We start from the raw sequence: 17,335 nt of genomic DNA, 5'->3' as shown, positions 1-17,335 counted from the left end.
ATGTCTCGTGCTGGTGTTCGAAAGCAGGGGATGGTGGGGGGTTGCGTCGCACCTTAGTTGCGCCGGGAGGCGGGGGCCGGATTCCTCAAGTGCCCGTCGAGCGCGGTTCCGGGCGCTCTGGTGGGGCTCTCCGGGCACGACGGGGCGGCGGGGCGCCGGCCCGGGTGGGGCCGGCGCCCCGTCGCGGGGGTGCCGAGGGGCGGGAGCTGCGGCGGGCGGGCGCCGCTCAGCCGCGGGTGACGCCGGGGGCGATGCCGCGGGTGCTGCCGCCGGGGGTGCTGCTCAAGGCGCTGCCGGGGGTGCTGCCGCCGGGGGTGCTGCTCAAGGCGCTGCCGGGGTGTTGCGCGGGGTGCCGGCGGGGGTGGCGAGCGGTGCGCCGGCCGGTGCGCCGTGGGGTGTGCCGCCCGCGGGCGTGGCGGCCGGCGCCGGGAGGTGCGCCTGCCGGTCCGGCGGGTAGAACTGCCGGGCCCAGTGCCGCATCGCGCCGATCGGCCCGTCCCCGGCGGCGAGCCGGGGCGGCGACTGGTACCGCTTGGTGGACCAGATCGGGAAGTCGGCCGAGGTGAACTCCAGGTTGCGCTTGAACATCGGCCCCGCCAGCACCGCGGTCACCGCGCGGCTGACCGTCCGGGCGACGGCCGGCGGCAGCCCGGCCGGCTCCCGCATGACGAAGCGTCCGGCCTGACGCAGCTGCATCCGGCCGGGGGAGACCTGGGTGGCCATCACCAGCGAGCAGATCTCCAGGCCGAGCGAGGGCGTGCGCACATCGGTGTGCAGCGCGGTCAGCCCGTACCCGTCCACCTCCACGTCGACCTGCCGCATGCCGAGCAGCGGGAAGGTCTCCCGCACCCGCATCGAGATGTGGAAGCGGGGGCCGTCGAACTCCACCGGGGCCGCCAGCTCGCCCTGTGGCCAGCCGTGCAGGGTGACGAAGTGGCCCAGGTCGAAGGAGTTCTCCATGACGTCCTGGGCGTGGCCGGGCATCTCGAAGGAGGCGTACCGCAGCGGCTGCCGACCGTCGCCGAGCCGGTGCCAGGACGGGATCTCCCAGTCCGGTTCCCGGCCGTCGTGGTGGCGCCAGACGAAGACGGCCTCGTTCACCTCCCGCACGGGCAGTTGCGCCAGGGCGGCCTTCGGCGGCGGGGTGCCGTAGCCGGTCCGCACGCAGCGGCCGTCGGGGTCGAAGGCGAACCGGTGGAAGGGGCAGACCAGGTCATCGCCCTCGACCGCCGCGAGGCCGAGGTGGGCGCCCAGGTGCGGGCAGTACGGGCGGATCGCGCGCAGGCGGCCGCTGCGCAGCCGGTACAGCACGACGTCCTCGCCGGCGAGTCGGCGGGTGAGCACGGTGCCCGGCCGGAGTTCGGCGGAGAAGGCGAGTGCGGACCACCCGTCGGGGTAGGGCAGGGCCGGTGGCAGGGCGACGTCGGCGGCCGTGGGGCGGTCGCTGACGGGGTGGACGTGCTGGTGGGACGCGCGCATGAACTCTCCTGTCGGGTCCGTCCGGCGCCGCCCCTCCCAGGCGATGAGCGCTCGGACGACATGCATTTCAGATGCTAGCCAGGGGTGGTGTGTGTCCGCACGACAACCTCCCTGCGGCAGTGGAAGTCTGATGATCAGTCAGTCGTGCATGGTCAAAGCTTGGCAAATTCCGGTCGCTCCTCTGGATGTGCCATTGCACATGTCACATCATGCTCCCCATGAGAAAACCCCTCGCCCTGCTCGCGGCCCTCACGGCCGTCGCCGCCCTCGGCGGAACCTCCGCCTCCGCCGCCGGACCCGACGCCACCGACCTGGCCGACACCGGCCAGGGTGCGCTGGTCTGGAGCTCCTGCAACGACGCCACCACCCCCGCGCTGCAGTGCGCGATGCTCGACGTGCCGGTGGACTACGCCGACCCGCACGGGCGGAAGATCGCCATCAAGCTGAACCGCCTCCCGGCCACCGCGCCCAGGGAGAAGCAGCAGGGGCCGATCCTGCTCAACCCCGGCGGCCCCGGCGACTCCGGGCTCTGGATGCCGGTGTCCATCGCCTCCAAGCTCCCGGCGGACGTCGCCTCGACCTACGACTGGATCGGCTTCGACCCGCGCGGCACCAACGGCAGCGACCCCCACGTGGTCTGCGACGCCCACTACTTCGACGCCGAGCGCCCCGACTACCAGGTGGGCCAGGGCACGTCGAAGGCGTGGCTGAAGAAGGCGGCCGGCTACGCCGCCGACTGCGCGGCGGACTGGTCCTGGCTGCTGCCGCACATGACCACCGTCGACAACGCCCGCGACATGGACAGCATCCGCCGGGCGCTCGGCGTCCCGAAGATCAACTTCTACGGCGGCTCCTGGGGTACCTCACTGGGCTCCACCTACGGCCAGCTGTTCCCCTCGCACGTGCGCCGGATGGTGCTGGACAGCATCGTCGGACCGACCATCAGCTGGTACGACCACAACATCCTGCAGGACAAGGAACACCAGCGCCGCTTCGAGGCCTTCGCGGCCTGGACCGCCAAGGCCGACTCCGTCTACCACCTGGGCACCGACGCCGCCGCCGTCGAGCGGGCGTACGGCCAGGTCGAGGACGCCCTGCGCAAGGAGCCGGTGGACGCCGCCCCCGCGCCCGGCCGGATCGGCCCCGCCGAGTTCGAGGACACCTTCTACGGCGGCGGCTACAACTTCCTGCGCTGGCCCCGGATGGCGACCGTGCTCTCCGCCTACCTCACCCAGCACGACACCCGTCCGCTGGCCATCGCGTACAACCGGTACGCCGCCCCGGGCGCCGACGACGGCACCTTCCCGGCGTACAACGCGGCGCAGTGCACCGAGAACGCCTGGCCGCGCGACTGGGAGGTCTGGAAGAAGGACCAGGCGAAGGTGAACGCCGTCGCGCCCTTCTACACCTATAACAACATGTGGTACAACGCCGCGTGCATGTTCTGGCCGTACCAGGGCAACCCGGCGGGCCGGCTGAAGATCACCGGCAAGGGCCTGCCCCCGGTCCTGCTCTTCCAGGCCACCGAGGACGCCGCCACGCCGTACGAGGGCGGGCTCGCCATGCACGACGCGCTGCCCGGCTCCAAGCTGGTCGTCCAGAACGGCGGCAGCTTCCACGAGATCCTCTTCCACGGCAACGCCTGCCTGGACGACACCTTCACCGCCTACCTGCGCGACGGCAGCCTGCCCCAGGGCAAGGGACGGATCGCCAAGACCTGTGCGCCCGAGGCCGATCCGGACCCGGTGTACGTGACGCCGCCCCCGGCCGCCGCCAAGGCCGCGCCCGCGGCCGCCCCGGTCACCGGCCTGGCGCCGACCGACCCGGAGGCCGTGCACGGCGTCCTGCGGTAACGACGTCGAAGCCGGGTGGCCCGTTCGACCGCGGGCTACCCGGCAGTCACATCCGCGGCGTATGGTCGGTCCCCGTCAATTCCGCGCCACCCTCACCTCACTCGGGATGACCATGAAGAGACTCGGAACGCGCCTGCTCGCCGCGGCCGCGTGCCTGCCCCTGCTCGCCGCGGTGCCGGCGGGCGCCGCCGCCGCCGCGCCCCGAGCCGGGGCCGCCGCCCAGGCCGGTGCGCAGGCCGCCCGGGCAGGCGTGCAGACCGGCCCCGAACTGGCCGCGTCCTGGACCGGGCCGCTCAGCACCCGCGGGCGCTACATCGTCGACGCGAACGGCGCCCGCTTCAAGCTGAAGTCCGCCAACTGGGCCGGGGCCCAGGGCACCTGGGAGGGCAGCGGGAGCACCGACGACCCCGCGAACAACCAGGCCGGGCAGGTCTCGCACAACATCCCGCTGGGCCTGGACCGGGTGCCGCTGGAGCGCCTCATGGCCGACTTCCACGGCCTCGGCCTCAACAGCATCCGGCTGCCGTTCGCAAACGCGATGATCCACGACACCACCGCCGTACCGGACTCCGCCGTCGCCGCCAACCCGCAGCTGCGCGGCCGCACCCCGCTGCAGGTGTACGACGCCGTGGTGGCCGCGCTCACCGCCGACGGCTTCGCGGTCGTCCTCAACAACCACACCACCGGCTACCGCTTCTGCTGCGGCCTGGACGGCAACGAGCGCTGGAACAGCGGGCAGTCCACCCAGGCGTGGGAGGACGACTGGGTGTTCCTGGTGAACCGCTACCGGGCGAACAAGCGGGTGGTGGGCGCCGACCTGCGCAACGAGGTCCGCCGCGACACCTGGGACGACCCCAACTGGGGCATGGGCGACGCCCACGACGAGTACGCCGCCTTCGAGGAGGCCGGCAACCGGATCCTGCAGGCCGACCCGGACATGCTCGTCATCATGGAGGGCATCAACTGGTACGGCATCCCCGCCGCGATCTTCAGCCACGGGCGTCCGATGCTCACCCCGGTGCGCAACCTCTCCAACACCCTGATCGACTCGGGCAAGTTGGTGTACTCCGCGCACTTCTACGCCTACACCGGCCCGGCCAACACCGGCGCGGGCAGCGGCCCGGGAGCGACCGGCGACCCCCGTTACGAGGACTTCACCCCCGAGCAGCTGGCCCAGGTCGTCGACGACGAGGCGCTGTTCGTCACCCAGGCCGGGCAGCACTTCACCGCACCGGTGTGGATCAGCGAGTTCGGCGCGGGCGGACGCGGCTCCACCGACGCCAAGGAACAGGCCTGGCTGCACACCTTCACCGACCTCCTGGCCGCCCGTGACGCCGACTTCGCCATCTGGCCGCTCGTCGGCTGGGCCGACACCGCCGGCCGCCCGCTGGACACCTGGGCGCTGCTCTCCTACGACCCGGCGGGCAAGCGGACCGGCCTGACCGACCCCGGCGACTGGCGGGCCGCCGACTGGACCAAGCTGGTCGGCGCCCCGGCACTGACCGGCCCGGTGGCGCCGGTGAACCACTGGAACGTGCTCGACCTCGACCACGGCGACCAGAACGTCTCCCGCCGGATGGCCGGGGTGGACTGGAGCAGCGGCAACCGCAAGGGCAACTGCCCGGACGGCCAGCGCCTGGTCGCCCTCGGCCGCAGCGACAGCCGGGGCCTGTGCACCGACGCCGGCGAGCCCGCGACGGGCACCGGCGACTGGGTCACCGTCAGCGACGAACGGTACGTCACCGGCGGCGACTGGGCGTCCGGCTACAACAAGCTCCAGTGCCCCGACCGCACCTTCGCCGTCGGCTACAGCGTGCACAGCGACGCCATGTCCGCCCTGCTGTGCGCACCCGCGGCAGGCCCGCTGCCCACCACCGGCCGCGACGTCTGGTTCGACCACGGCGACAACCGCCCCGCCACCGGCGGCTCGGTCGCGAGCGACTGGGCGCCGGGCCACTACAAGGGCCAGTGCGCGGACAACGAGTACGTCGCCGGCGTCGCCTACACCTGGAAGTGGCTCCACTACGGCGTGCCGGACGCGCTGCTCTGCCGCCCCCTCGCCTGAGCGCCGCCGCCCGTCCGCGGGATCCCGGCGGCTGCCGGTCCGAGGCGTACGCGCCCCGGGCCGGCAGCGGCCGTCGGTGGACGGGTGGTCAGCCTGCCGTGGGTGGCTGCATCGGCCGGTTCACGCCCGCCAATCCTCGGCCAGCAGCCCGAGCACCACCTGGTCCACGAACTCCCCGCACGCCCACGCCGCGCCGCGCAGCCGCCCCTCCGCGGTGAAACCGGCCCCGGTCGCGGCCCTGATCATCGGCGTGTTGTCCGCGAGCGTCTCCAGCTGCAGCCGGTGCAGGCCGAGCACCACGAACCCGTACCGGCACAGCACCCGGACGGCGTCCGTCGCGAACCCGCGGCCGCGGTGGCCCGGGCGCAGGGCGAGGCCCAGGTGGGCGCTGCGGTTGTGGGCGTCGATGCCCCACAGGAGGGCCTCCCCGGCCAGCTCCCCGGAGGCCGTGTCGACCACGGAGAAGCACGCCGCCTCGTCGGACGGCCCGGTGACGGCGTACGGCGACTGCGCCGATCCCGGCGGGAGGGGCCGCCAGGGGCGGGAGTCGGCCCGCGAACGGGTCGCCACGTCGTCGTGGAGCTCGGTCTGGAGCACCGGGACGTCGGCCTCGTGGCGGGCCCGGAGGGTGATGTGAGTGCCCTGTAGCATGTCACATTGCTAACACCGTCGCCCGGTCCGCGGCCACCGGTTTTCCACGGGCGGACACAACGGAAGGGACGGGCGGAACGGGGGACCGGCGGGGTGTTTGGTCGCCGCGTCCCTCCCGGGAGGGAGAGGCCGACCCTCCGGAGCGGGATCCGCGCAGGTCACAGCCCCGGTTGACTGGGGGCAACGACAACCGGGGAGGAAGACCCATGCTGCGCGGGCGAATCGGACGACTGCTGGCCCGGACGACGACGGCGGCGGTGGTGGCGCTGGCCGGCACGGCCGCACTGCCAGCCGCCACGGCGGCCGGAGCCGAAGGCGGGGCGGGAGTCGGGGCCGGACCGGCGGACATCCGGGCCGCGATCGAGGCGGTGCCCGGCCTGCGGATCACGGAGGAGAAGCCCGCCGCACCCGGCTTCCGCTTCTTCGTCCTGACGCTGCACCAGCCCGCCGACCACGCCCACCCCGAGCGGGGCGGCTTCGACCAGCGGCTCACCCTGCTGCACCGCGGCACCGACCGCCCCACCGTGCTCTACACCAGCGGCTACGACGTCTCCACCGCCCAGTACCGCTCGGAGCCGGCCGAGCTGCTGGACGGCAACCAGGTGAGCACCGAGCAGCGCTTCTTCGGCACCTCCCGGCCTGACCCCGCCGACTGGGACGACCTCGACATCCGGCAGGCCGCCGCCGACCACCACCACGTGATCGAGGCGCTGCGCGCCGTCTACCGGGCACCGTGGATCTCCACCGGCGGCAGCAAGGGCGGCATGGCCACCGTCTACCACCGCCGCTTCTACCCGCAGGACGTCGCCGGCTCGGTCGCCTACTCGGCGCCGAACAACGTCGACGACCGCGAGGACTCCGCCTACCTGGACTTCCTGCGCACCGTCGGCACCCCCGAGTGCCGCACCGCCCTGCAGGCCGCGCAGCGCGCCCTGCTGGAGCGCCGCACCGCCCTCGTCGCCCGGTACCAGGCCTGGGCGGACTCCCGGGGCGACGGCTTCCGGCTCGTCGGGAGCGCCGACAAGGCCTTCGAGATCGCCGTCCTGCGCGCGCCGTTCATGTTCTGGCAGGGCCGCGGCCAGGCCGCCTGCCCGGCGGTGCCGCCCGCGGACGCCTCCGACGACGCCCTGTACGGCTGGCTCTCCGACGTCGCCCAACTGCCCGTCTACGCCGACGCGGTGGCCGGGAAGTTCGTCCCCTACTTCTACCAACTGGGCACCCAGCTCGGCTACTTCCCGGTCGAGACGGCCCACCTGGCCGGCCTGCTGCGCTACCCCGGCGCCACCGAACCGCGCACCTTCGTGCCGCAGGAGCTCCCGATGCGCTACCGGCCGCAGGCGATGCGCGACGTCGACCGCTGGGTCCGCACCCGCGGCGAGCACCTGATGTTCGTCAACGGCGCCGCCGACCCGTCCGTCGCCGAACCGTTCCGCCTCGGCGACGGCTCGCGGGACTCCTACCTCTTCGAGGTGCCGGGCGGCACGCACTCGGTGCGGATCGCCCAGCTGCCCGCCGCCGACGCCGCGGCGGCGACCGCCGCGCTGCGCCGCTGGGCGGGGGTGTAGCACGGCGGAGGAGCGGCGCGGCAGCCGAACGGCCCCCGCCCCCGGTTCGACCGGGGACGGGGGCCGCAGCGCGCCCGTGCGGGTGACCGGCGGGCCTACTTGGCCAGGCCGTAGCCGCCGACGGCGGCGTAGACGGTGTCGGCGACGTGGCGGGGGGAGGAGTCGGTGGTGGTGGTCACGGGCGGCTCGTTGCCGTTCTGGTCACGCAGGTTGAGGGTGGTCGAGCCGCCGCCGTCCAGGTTGACCGCGTCGACCAGGTCGAGCGCCTTGAGCAGCTGGGCGAACTCGCTGCGGGTGGCTCCGGACGCGAGGGGCGCCGGGCCGCCCTTCTGCCCCTCGACGGTGACGAAGAAGAGGTGGCCGAAGCCGTCCGCCCCGCCGGCGGTGCGCCAGGCCCGTGCGGTGTCGTCGGCCGGCTGGTACACGACCGAGGCGTCGCGGATCAGCACGTCGCCCACGGGGGTCGCGTACAGCGCCGGGTCGATCGGCTGCTCCACGGCGCCGGCCGGGGCGCGGCCGAACCAGGTGTCGGCGAGGGTGTCGCCGAAGCGGGTGTCGGTGATCACCGTGTGCAGCGTGACCGGCCGGCCGGCGCAGGCGTTGTCCCAGAGCCAGGTCGCGCCGTCGCCGGTGCCCTCCAGGGCCCGTCCGCCGGGCGGCACGTCGTGGCCGCCGCGCGGGGCGTCGGAGACGATGCCGCCGGGCGCGGCGCCGGGGCGGAAGCAGGCGGTGGCCACGCCCGCCGCGTTGAACAGCACCTCGACGCCCGGGTCGTCGTCGGTGGTCGTGTCGGTCTGCCTGAGCACGTCGGGAGCCGGCGTCCTCGCCCCGAACTCGGGGGTGAACTCGACGATCTCCGACGGATCGAAGCAGACGCCGCCGACGACCGTCACGTCCGTGTTGGCGGGGTCGGTGTTGCGCAGGCAGTGGCCGGCCCGGCCGGGGAGCCGGTTGACGCCGTCGACCTTCCGGCTGACGGCGCCGTCGTCGGAGAGCTGCACGCTGAGCCCGGTGGCGAGTTCGGTGATGTACGGGCGGCCGTTCTGCAGCATCAGCACGGAGTTGGCCGGGCGCAGCCCGACGGCCCTGCCGGTGACGGTGTCGTAGACGTAGCGGCCTCCGCCGGCCTCGCTGAGCAGCCGCCCGTTCTTCAGCGAGGTGCCGCCGAGGTCGCCGAGGAAGATCCGGCTCGCCGGGTCCAGGACCACGCCGTCGTCGAAGTAGCCGCCGTTGACCCCGAGGTAGGGGCGTCGGCTGCTCACCCCGGTGGTCTGCTCCAGCATCTCCTGGACGGTCTGCGTGGTGTACATGCCCTGGCCGATCGAGCCGTCGAAGGTGATCGGCGCCCGGCTCGGGTCGATGTCCACGACGTTGACCGTCCACGTCCGGTCGGCGTCCTGGTAGACGGTGCGGGTGATCCCGGGGAACGGCGTGGTGGCGGAGGCCTGGGCGAGGGTGATGCCGCCGAGGACGATGCCGGTGTCCGCCGCGCCGGCCAGGCCGCTGCCCGGGACGGCGAGGACGGAGGCGGCCAGCCCGAGGGCGGTGGCGGTCCGCAGCGCGGCGGCGCGCCGCACGAGGGTGTGCTTCATGTGGGGCTCCCGGGTCAGCAGAAGTCGGTGGCGGGGCGGCCGGCGGCGGCGGTGACCAGACGGTCGGAGCTGAGCGTCCCGGCGTACGGCGCGGGGACGAAGGTGCTGTCGCCGCTGAGCACGACGAAGGCCCGGTAGGTGGAGCCGTTGGCGCTCCAGGAGCCGGTGAGCCCGTTCTCCGGGTAGAAGCAGGCGTGCTTGGCGGTGTGGTTGAAGACCGAGACCGCCCGGTCGTTCCACTCGGCGCCGTAGTCGCGGACCTCGTCCTCGGTGAAGGAGGTCATCGTGCCGCGACCGCTCTCCTCCGCGAACAGGCAGAGCCGCCCGGTCTCGCAGCGCTCGTAGCCGGTGAAGCAGCCGGCCTTGGACTTGGCGCCCTTGAAGGAGGTGACCTTGCCGTCCAGGTGGGTGCCGAGCTCGGCGAGGGTGGCCTGACCGCCGGGGCGGACGGCCTGGACGGAGCCGCCGTAGCCGGCGTCGGCGTAGAGGCAGGCCCAGTAGGGGGACCGGTTGTCCACCGAGCGGGCGCGGTCGTTCCAGGCGGGGTCGACGCCCTGGACGGGGACCCGGGGGTCGTTGGCGAGTTCGGCGCCCTGGCCGCCGTCCTGGTCGTAGAGGCAGAAGCCGCCGGCGGCGCAGTGGCTGGTCCAGCTCGCGGCGGTGGCCCGGGCGCCGGGCAGGACGGCGAGCACGAGCGCCACGAGCAGCATGCCCATGACGGCGCGCGGAAGGTGTTGCCTCACGGCGGAGTTCTCCTCGGTGGAAGTGGCGGGTGGTCCGAGCCGGGCTCGGGACGCCCTGGTTCGGGATCGACCGACACCGTGAATGCGGACACCGAATCCGGCTCGTGGAGAGGTCCATCGAACAGCGGAACCGATCGGGATGCGGGCGGAATCGGAAACATCCGGCCCGGTCGGGCGTCGGATCCGTACAAGAACTCCCGAGCGCGCCGTCGTGTGCACCCTGTGAAGGCCGCTTCCCCGGCGTCAGGGCAGAACTGTAAGGGCGTCAGGTGGCCGCGCTGCGCCGCCGCCCGGTCCGGCCGGCTGTCTCACGGCTGTCTCACGCTCCTGACGTGCAGCTGTGTCGACGGTCGAGGAAGTGAAGTGGAGACGCCGTAGCGCCCCTCGCCGAGCGGTCCGGCGGTCCGGGGCCGGGGATCACGCGGGTGGGTGACCGGGGACCGCTTCGGGTGCGATGGGTCGACCGCCCCTTTCCCGGGAGGGGCGAGACCACGCCCGGGAATCGATCGGGATGCGTCCCGCGCCGAGCGCGGGAACGGCACGGCGGTCGGCGCGTCGTCCGGGCCACCGGAAAACCGATTTCGTGTTCGGCGGACTGTCGCATAGAGTGGTCTCACCGACGCGGGGTGGAGCAGCTCGGTAGCTCGCTGGGCTCATAACCCAGAGGTCGCAGGTTCAAATCCTGTCCCCGCTACTACCAGGGCCGGGGTCGACGCTTGAGGGCGTCGGCCCCGGCCTTTTTCGTTCGGCCGCGGCGCCGTCGCGCGGCCCGTCCCCTCGTCCGGTCCGGCCCGTCCCCTTGCTCGTCCCGCCGCTGGCCCTGCCGTCCCGCCGTTGCCCGTCCCGCCGGTGCGCGGCCGCTTTTCGCGGATTCCGCCGGCCGGCCATTCCGATCGGAATTCGCGGCCGTTCCCGAATGCGGTCGAGGAGGGGTCGAGGGGTGCTGGAAAGCGCTTTCCGGCCGTGGTGGGGTGTGTTGTGGTGGGTGACCGGGGGCCGTGGCCGCGGGCAGGACAGCAGCCGTGGGTGGGCGGAGCGCCGCTGGTGAGCGGTGTAGACGCTCGCGCATGGAGCTGAGTGCGGTGGCTATGGTTCGCCCGACCCGGGGGGATTTGAATGGTGCCATGACGACGAACCGATCGGCGCAAGCGAAGCCGACGGCTGGTCGGACTCCTGTGATTCCTCCGTGTCTTCGAATGAGGGTGATCGTGATGGCTGGTGTGGTGGATCTTTCGACGGATGCCGGTGTCGTGCTGGTGGTCGGTGGTACCGGGAAGACGGGTCGGCGGGTGGCGGACCGGCTGGCTGCGCGTGGGTACGGGGTGCGGGTGGGTTCGCGGTCGGGTGCGGTGCCGTTCGACTGGCACGACGAGGGGACGTGGGAGGCGGCGCTGGAGGGTGTGAGCGCGGCGTATCTGACGTACTACCCGGATCTGGCGTTCCCGGGTGCGGTGGAGGCGGTGGGGGCGTTCTCGCGGCTGGCGGCGGCGCGTGGGGTGGGGCGGCTGGTGCTGTTGTCGGGGCGTGGTGAGGAGGCGGCGGAGGCGGGGGAGAAGGCGGTGATGGAGTCGGGGGCTGCGTGGACGGTGGTGCGGTGCGCGTGGTTCAACCAGAACTTCAGTGAGTCGTTCTTCCTGGAGCCTGTGCTGGCGGGGGAGTTGGCGTTGCCGGTGGGTGGTGCGGTGGAGCCGTTCGTGGATGTGGAGGACATTGCGGACGTGGCGGTGGCGGCGTTGACGGAGGCGGGGCACGCGGGTGAGGTGTACGAGCTGACGGGGCCGCGGTTGCTGTCGTTCGCGGATGTGGCGGTGGAGTTGTCGGGGGCGGTGGGGCGTGAGGTGCGGTTCGAGGCGGTGTCGCTGGAGTCGTACCGGCGGGTGCTGGAGGAAGCGGGGTTGCCGGCGGACTTCGCGGAGCTGTTCTCGATGATCCTGGACGGCCGGAACGCGTCGTTGGGTGACGGGGTGCGGCGGGCGCTGGGTCGTGAGCCGCGGGACTTCGCGGACTACGCCCGGGAGGCCGCCGCCTCGGGCGTGTGGAACGTATGAGCCGGCTCGTCCCCGGCGGCCCCGTGTGGCCGCCCCCGGGCGGGCGTTGCAAGGGACCCTGAACGGACTTTGGAGGTCTGGTCATGTCGGACGGCACAACGGTCTGGTCGAGCGAGCGGGGCATCGGCACACTGCCCGGCCACATCAAGGGCTTCGGTCTGATGCACGTGGCGATGCGCCGCGACGCGGCGCGGCTGAGCGCCGCCGCCACGCGCGGACCGTCGGGATCCACGGCGGAGCTGGCGGAGTGGTTCGGGCGGCTGCGCGCGGTGATCGACTGGCACCACCACAGCGAGGACGAGATCCTCTGGCCGTACCTGCGTGGCCGGGTGGCCGGGTTCGACGGCGGCGGGGTCCTGGAGGAGGACCACGAGGCGCTGGACCGGTCGATGCGGCGGGTGGCGGGGGTGCTCGGCTCCGGGCTGCGGGCCGAACTCCCGGCGGCCGCCGAGGCGTTCGAGACCCTGGTGCGCGACCACCTAGGGCACGAGGAGCCGGTGGTGTTCCCGGCGCTGGCCGGCCTGCCGGTGGACGAGTACCTGCGGGTGGAGCGCCGGATCATCCAGAGCGCACCGACCCAGGTGATGACCTACCTGCAGCCCTGGATGTTCGACGGCGCGGACCCGGCGGCCGTCCGGGCGGTGTCCGCGACGATCCCGGCCCCGGTGCGGCTGATCGGGCGGACGGTGCTGGAGCGGCGGTACCGGCGCGGCCTGTCGGCGGTGCTCTGAGCCCGCAGCGGGCCGCGGGCGGGCGCGACGGTGCGCCCGCCGGGCCGCAGGGGCGGCGCAAGACGGGGCACGTGCCGTCCTGCAGCCCGGGGTTCCGGTTGTCGCGCTTCCGTTGCGCGGTGCACCGCACGGTGGTCGGTGTCGTGTGCACAAAGTTCGTCGGCACCGCAGCTCGCGGGCCGGGAGAGTGAAGGGGTCCTGAGATGCGTTCGGATCAGACCGCGGTTCCGCTGTCGTACTCCGCGCCGTCGGCCATCGGAGGTGTGGGGATGGGGAGTTCGGCGCACGCCGTCGGGCAGAGCAAGGCGACCGGGCCGCTGCTGGTGGGCGCGACCATCGCGATGGGCTTGATGGCGGGGCTGTTCTTCGCCTTCGACGTGTCGGTCATGCCGGGTCTCGCGGCGAGTGACGACCGCACGTACGTGACGGCGATGCAGCACATCAACAAGTCGATCGAGAACGGCATGTTCGGCCTGGTCTTCGTCGGCGCCTTCGCGGCGACGGGTGTCGCGGCGTGGCTGCTGCACAAGGCGGGCCGGCGGCAGGCGGCGCTGTGGGCCGCGCTGGCGACGGCGCTGTACGTGGTGGCGCTGATGGTGACCATGGGCGTCAACATCCCGCTCAACAACCAGCTGGCGGCGGCCGGCGACCCGTCCCAGATCCACGACTTCGCCTCGGTGCGGGCGCACTTCGCCGACAGCTGGGTGCCGGCCAACATGCTCCGCACCGCGCTGTGCACGGGCGGTCTGCTCGCGCTGACCCGCTCCCTGGTGCTGTACGGCCGGTTCAGCCGCTCCGGCCGCTGACACCCGTCCGCACGCGCCGCCTCAGGTGCCCGTCCGCCACGCGCGGACGGGCACCTGCGCGTTGGCCGGTCGTTCATGGCGGTCGCTGCCCGTGGCGGTGGCTGCTCATGGCGGTGGCTGGGGTGCGGGGCCCGGTGCGCCGGAGCGTGCGCCGGTGCGCCGGGTCGGTGACTACACCCAATTCACTGGGTGAGACAGCGAGTTGGCGCCCGGCACGGATGTGGTGGAGCATGGGCGGGCCCGGTCTGTTGCGGTGCGCTTGCGCCGCGGCCGCGGCGCGTGCGCGTGCTGGGGGAGGAGGCGGGTCCGGTGAGTCCGGTGGATCGTCCGTTTCTGGTCCGGGGGAGGGCGGTACCCCTGGCCAGGTACCTGGCCGAGGAGGACATCGAGGGCCTGGTGGCCTGCTCGTGCATCGGGAACGAGGTGAGCATCGACCTCCCGGACACCCGGATCCTGGTGAGCCTGGTCGACGTCGCCGACGTGGTGAGGCTCAACTTCCACATGGTCCAGGACGGCCCGGCCAAGCCCCGTTCCTGGTCGCGCCGGCTGCCCGCCGGCACCGGCCCGCGCGAGATCGCGGCCCGGATAGCGCTGGACGTCCGCACCCTGGAGCGCGAGCTGGCACCGCTGCGGCGCCGCCCGCCGGCGCTGCCGGAACAGCGCCGACCGGGCTGAGCGCAGGCCCCCGTAGAGTGGCGGCGTGGACAACGACCAACCCCGCGCCGACCACGCTCCGGCCGACCACGCGTCCGCCGACGCACCCTTCGTCGACGACCCCTACGCCGACGGACGCAACGTGCTCTGGCTCCTGGACGGCTTCGACGCGGACGACGAGGTGCGCTACTCCCGTGAGCTGAACCGGGAGGAGTACCTGCGGGTCCGCCCCCTCTTCGAGGGCGCTCCCGAGGTCCGACTCGGCGACGACGTCTGGATGCTGGCGGGCGACTACCGCGTCCCGCCCCGCCTGTGGGAGCCACTCCGGGAGCTGCTCGGCCCGCCCGCCGGCCCGGCGGAAGGCCTGGACTACTTCATCGGCGCCCGCCAGGACTTCCCCGACGGTCGGGACGACTGAGCCGCCGCCCGTCCGCGGTGACGCCGGCCGGCGGCGCGGCCGCGGGCGAGCTCCCAGCCCCCCGGCCCCTGACCCTCCACCTCCACCTCGACCGGTCGGACCACCGGCCGCACCCGGCGCTCACCGAGCCGCTGCACCGCTTCAGGGTGCAGCGGCTCGGACCGCTCTCAGCGGGTGACCAGCCAGGACAGGCTCGCGGTCAGGTCCGCGCGCAGCGCCGGGTCCGCCACGGCGGGGGTGGGATCGGTGGCGACGGCGGTGAGCAGGTGCGGCCGGATCCGGGACCCGGTCAGCTTGAGGTCGCCGAGGTCCAGCGCGGTGCGGCCGGAGAGCCGCGGCAGCTCGCGGCCGTCCAGGAACCAGCGCAGCCTGGTGCCGGGCACCGGCAGGTCGACGGTCAGGTGGTCGGCCGCGGTGAGCCAACTCCCCTCGGCCGTGGGGCTGGTGAGCGGCGTGGCGTGGCGGTAGAAGCCGGCGATCATCGCCTCCCGCCCGGGCAGGTTGAACTCCCGCCCGAGCGAGCGCATGATCGAGTTCTCGGTCGGCCGGTACAGCCCGGTCGGGTAGTAGCCGCCGCCTTCGTACGCACCGACCGTCCCGCCGTCCGGGGAGGTCTGCCCGAGCCAGCGGGACCACTTGCTGCCCTGCTGCCGCATCCGGTCGGCCGTGAGCGTGCTGATGTTGGCCTCGGCCGGTTCGTCGCCCTGGTACGTCCCCTGGCCGTCGTAGGCGTACTCGTCGGCGAGCTTGCCCAGCGAGTGCCCGGTCTCGTGCACCGCGATCTGCCCGGACTTGGCGTTCCCGCCCGCCACCGTGGCGATGCCCTCGTAGCCGAGCGGGGACGTGACGTCGTTGTAGCCGGCGCCGCCGTACTTGGCACTGTTGGCCACCACCAGCACCAGGTCCGCCTGCGGGGCCTTCGCCGCGTACCGCTCGACCGCCTTCTCGTCCACGCAGAGCAGCCGCTCCACGTCGTCGCACCAGAAGTACGAGCCCAGCGCGGTGTGCCGCACGGTCGCCCGGTCCGGATCGCCGGTCACCCCCGACTCCGGCGAAACCGCCGACACCGCCCAGACGTTGAACAGCCCGCGGTACGTGGCGTACGGCTCGACGGCGGTCACCTCGCGCCACTTCTCGGCCGCGTCGGTGAGGAACTTCTGCTGCTCCTGCGCGGCGTACCCGTCACCGATCACCACGACGTCCAGCTTGGTCGCCGGATCGCCGCTGCGGACCAGCGGCGTCAGGTCACCGTCCCCGTGCGGCGCGGCCACGCCCTGGGCCGGCGCGGCGACGAAGGGGGAGACGGCGGGGGCTTGGGCGCGGGAGATGCTGCCGTCCTCCGCGAAGGCCTCCACCTGGCGGGAGGGCGGTGCCGCGCTTCCGGCGGGCGCACTCCAGGAGGGGGTGGCGCCGAGCAGGGCCGCGGCGAGGGCGGTGGCGAGCAGAGCGGTGGTGGTGCCGGCGGGTGTGCGGCGCACGGGCGTGGTCCTCCCTGGTGAGCGGTCTTCGACTGATCGGCCTCCTTCCCGTGTCGAGAACCTGACAATCACACCGGCGTCGAGAACCGGGCCGCTTGCCGTCGTGCGCGTCGTCCTCTCGCCCCCTCGTCTCCTCGCCGCAACCCGATGCCACGGCGCGACACCGACGGGCGTCGGCCGCCGCGGCCTACAGCTCCGACACGACCGTCGCGGCTATGACCACCGTGATCAGCCAGGACGCGATCGCAAGGGTCAACGTGACGGCGAACGGCCACTGGAGCACGATGAGGAGGACGCAGCCCGTGACCGTCGCAACGAGGGTCGGAACGGCGATGAGCAGCGGCCGCCCCCACACCCGCCGGTCCGCCGCGACCACGCGGTACGCGAACAGGGTCGTGCCGGCACTGATCAACACGGCGATCTCGAACACGGACCGCCACGGCATGTTCCGCTCTTCGGCCTGGTGCCCCTGATAGGCGACCCGGACCACCTCGTCCTTCCAGACCTGCAGATCGACCGTGGCGCCGACCTCGACGTCCCGGTAGAAGGCGCTGCTCACGTCGTACTCGCCGGTGGGAGCAGACTCGCGTGAGACGGTCAGCAGATAGGTGACCGAATCGTCGCTGGAGCTGACGGACTTCTTCGTCACCCGCCCGCTCTCCTGCCGCACGCACTCCACCACGTCCCCGGCCTCCGCCGACCCGCAAGCCGGCGCGGAGCGGTAGGCACCCGACGCCTCGAAGGTGTCCACGAATCTGAAGAACCCGAGGCCCACCGCGGACAGGCCTATGACGATCAGTAAGGCTTTCCATCCCGTCCGGACGACCGGCGCCACCTTCCGCCGCTGCTTCGGCTTGCTCAGGCTTCCCACCCATGCGCCCGGCACGCGGTCTGTCACGTCGTCGGTCACGTCGCCCACCGCATCCTCACCGTCCTGCCTCGTCCGCACCTTGTTGATCTCCCGGTGTAACCGGATGATGCCAGGCCACAGGCGCCCTGGAAGGAACTGGCGCAGCCTGTAACGGACTTGTGCCGGCATGGACCGACCGGGCAGCGCGAAGAGCCGGGAGCGCCGCCCGCGATGATCGCTGGCGATGAATTCCCGGCTCTTTTCACGATTTCTCTCGATTGCGCTGTTTCTTCGTTTGCCTACTGGCTGTTGGTGAGGTGGTGGTGGAGGTTGGTGAGGGCGTGTTGGGTGGCGGTGGTGTGTTTGTAGGTGAGGTTGGTGAGTTTGTGGAGGAGTTTGGGC

General features: G+C 73.0%; 14 protein-coding genes and 1 tRNA gene. 9 read left to right on the top strand and 6 right to left on the bottom strand.

Annotated features, from left to right (window positions below; genetic code table 11):
- Nucleotides 1-321: 321 nt before the first annotated feature.
- Nucleotides 322-1,479: a Rieske 2Fe-2S domain-containing protein gene (locus tag ACZ7KX_RS20955; protein ID WP_470327734.1), complete on the bottom strand. Its 1,158-nt coding sequence runs from the start codon at nt 1,477-1,479 to the stop codon at nt 322-324.
- Nucleotides 1,480-1,697: 218 nt separating this feature from the next.
- Here ACZ7KX_RS20955 and ACZ7KX_RS20950 point away from each other — a divergent pair, with 218 nt between their 5' ends.
- Both ACZ7KX_RS20950 and ACZ7KX_RS20945 read left to right on the top strand, forming a co-directional pair.
- Nucleotides 1,698-3,332, top strand: a complete 1,635-nt coding sequence (locus ACZ7KX_RS20950; RefSeq protein ID WP_470327733.1) for an alpha/beta hydrolase — start codon at nt 1,698-1,700, stop codon at nt 3,330-3,332.
- A 106-nt stretch (nt 3,333-3,438) separates the two neighbouring features.
- Nucleotides 3,439-5,397, top strand: a complete 1,959-nt coding sequence (locus ACZ7KX_RS20945; protein WP_470327732.1) for a glycoside hydrolase family 5 protein — start codon at nt 3,439-3,441, stop codon at nt 5,395-5,397.
- Nucleotides 5,398-5,517: 120 nt separating this feature from the next.
- On the opposite strand, the gene ACZ7KX_RS20940 is transcribed toward ACZ7KX_RS20945, so the two are convergent.
- The gene (locus tag ACZ7KX_RS20940; RefSeq protein ID WP_470327731.1) at nt 5,518-6,048 is read right to left on the bottom strand and encodes a GNAT family N-acetyltransferase; all 531 of its coding nucleotides are present in this window, start codon (nt 6,046-6,048) and stop codon (nt 5,518-5,520) included.
- Between the two features lie 206 nt (nt 6,049-6,254).
- Here ACZ7KX_RS20940 and ACZ7KX_RS20935 point away from each other — a divergent pair, with 206 nt between their 5' ends.
- The gene (locus tag ACZ7KX_RS20935) at nt 6,255-7,613 is read left to right on the top strand and encodes a S28 family serine protease (protein ID WP_470327730.1); all 1,359 of its coding nucleotides are present in this window, start codon (nt 6,255-6,257) and stop codon (nt 7,611-7,613) included.
- Nucleotides 7,614-7,708: 95 nt separating this feature from the next.
- Here ACZ7KX_RS20935 and ACZ7KX_RS20930 read toward each other — a convergent pair whose 3' ends face one another.
- Together ACZ7KX_RS20930 and ACZ7KX_RS20925 are read right to left on the bottom strand one after the other, a co-directional pair.
- The gene (locus ACZ7KX_RS20930; RefSeq protein WP_470327729.1) at nt 7,709-9,205 is read right to left on the bottom strand and encodes a phosphodiester glycosidase family protein; all 1,497 of its coding nucleotides are present in this window, start codon (nt 9,203-9,205) and stop codon (nt 7,709-7,711) included.
- 14 nt (nt 9,206-9,219) lie between these two features.
- Complete coding sequence (locus ACZ7KX_RS20925) at nt 9,220-9,948, bottom strand: peptidase inhibitor family I36 protein (protein WP_470327728.1); 729 nt, start codon at nt 9,946-9,948, stop codon at nt 9,220-9,222.
- A 620-nt stretch (nt 9,949-10,568) separates the two neighbouring features.
- Between ACZ7KX_RS20925 and ACZ7KX_RS20920 the strand changes: the two genes are divergently transcribed.
- The 6 genes from ACZ7KX_RS20920 (at nt 10,569) to ACZ7KX_RS20895 (ending at nt 14,605) form a co-directional block, all read left to right on the top strand.
- Nucleotides 10,569-10,642: transfer RNA gene (locus tag ACZ7KX_RS20920), tRNA-Met, on the top strand.
- Nucleotides 10,643-11,159: 517 nt separating this feature from the next.
- Nucleotides 11,160-11,996: a Rossmann-fold NAD(P)-binding domain-containing protein gene (locus tag ACZ7KX_RS20915; protein WP_470327955.1), complete on the top strand. Its 837-nt coding sequence runs from the start codon at nt 11,160-11,162 to the stop codon at nt 11,994-11,996.
- Nucleotides 11,997-12,079: 83 nt separating this feature from the next.
- Nucleotides 12,080-12,727, top strand: coding sequence for a hemerythrin domain-containing protein (locus tag ACZ7KX_RS20910; RefSeq protein WP_350526823.1), 648 nt, complete (start codon nt 12,080-12,082; stop codon nt 12,725-12,727).
- 203 nt (nt 12,728-12,930) lie between these two features.
- A complete protein-coding gene (locus ACZ7KX_RS20905; protein WP_470327727.1) occupies nt 12,931-13,533 on the top strand; it encodes an anthrone oxygenase family protein in 603 nt (200 codons plus the stop codon).
- A 318-nt stretch (nt 13,534-13,851) separates the two neighbouring features.
- On the top strand, nt 13,852-14,208 hold the full coding sequence (locus ACZ7KX_RS20900) for a hypothetical protein (protein WP_396553983.1): 357 nt from the start codon (nt 13,852-13,854) through the stop codon (nt 14,206-14,208).
- 25 nt (nt 14,209-14,233) lie between these two features.
- Complete coding sequence (locus tag ACZ7KX_RS20895) at nt 14,234-14,605, top strand: hypothetical protein (RefSeq protein ID WP_470327726.1); 372 nt, start codon at nt 14,234-14,236, stop codon at nt 14,603-14,605.
- 167 nt (nt 14,606-14,772) lie between these two features.
- On the opposite strand, the gene ACZ7KX_RS20890 is transcribed toward ACZ7KX_RS20895, so the two are convergent.
- Both ACZ7KX_RS20890 and ACZ7KX_RS20885 read right to left on the bottom strand, forming a co-directional pair.
- Nucleotides 14,773-16,083 (bottom strand): M64 family metallopeptidase, encoded by a 1,311-nt coding sequence (locus ACZ7KX_RS20890; RefSeq protein WP_470327725.1) that lies wholly within the window; start codon nt 16,081-16,083, stop codon nt 14,773-14,775.
- A 187-nt stretch (nt 16,084-16,270) separates the two neighbouring features.
- Nucleotides 16,271-16,993: a hypothetical protein gene (locus ACZ7KX_RS20885; protein WP_470327724.1), complete on the bottom strand. Its 723-nt coding sequence runs from the start codon at nt 16,991-16,993 to the stop codon at nt 16,271-16,273.
- Nucleotides 16,994-17,335 lie beyond the last annotated feature (342 nt).

It is taken from the genome of Kitasatospora sp. NPDC038210, assembly GCF_055600605.1.
The sequence above is the reverse complement of the archived record's forward strand: the minus strand, read 5'-3'. Positions and strand labels throughout refer to the sequence as shown.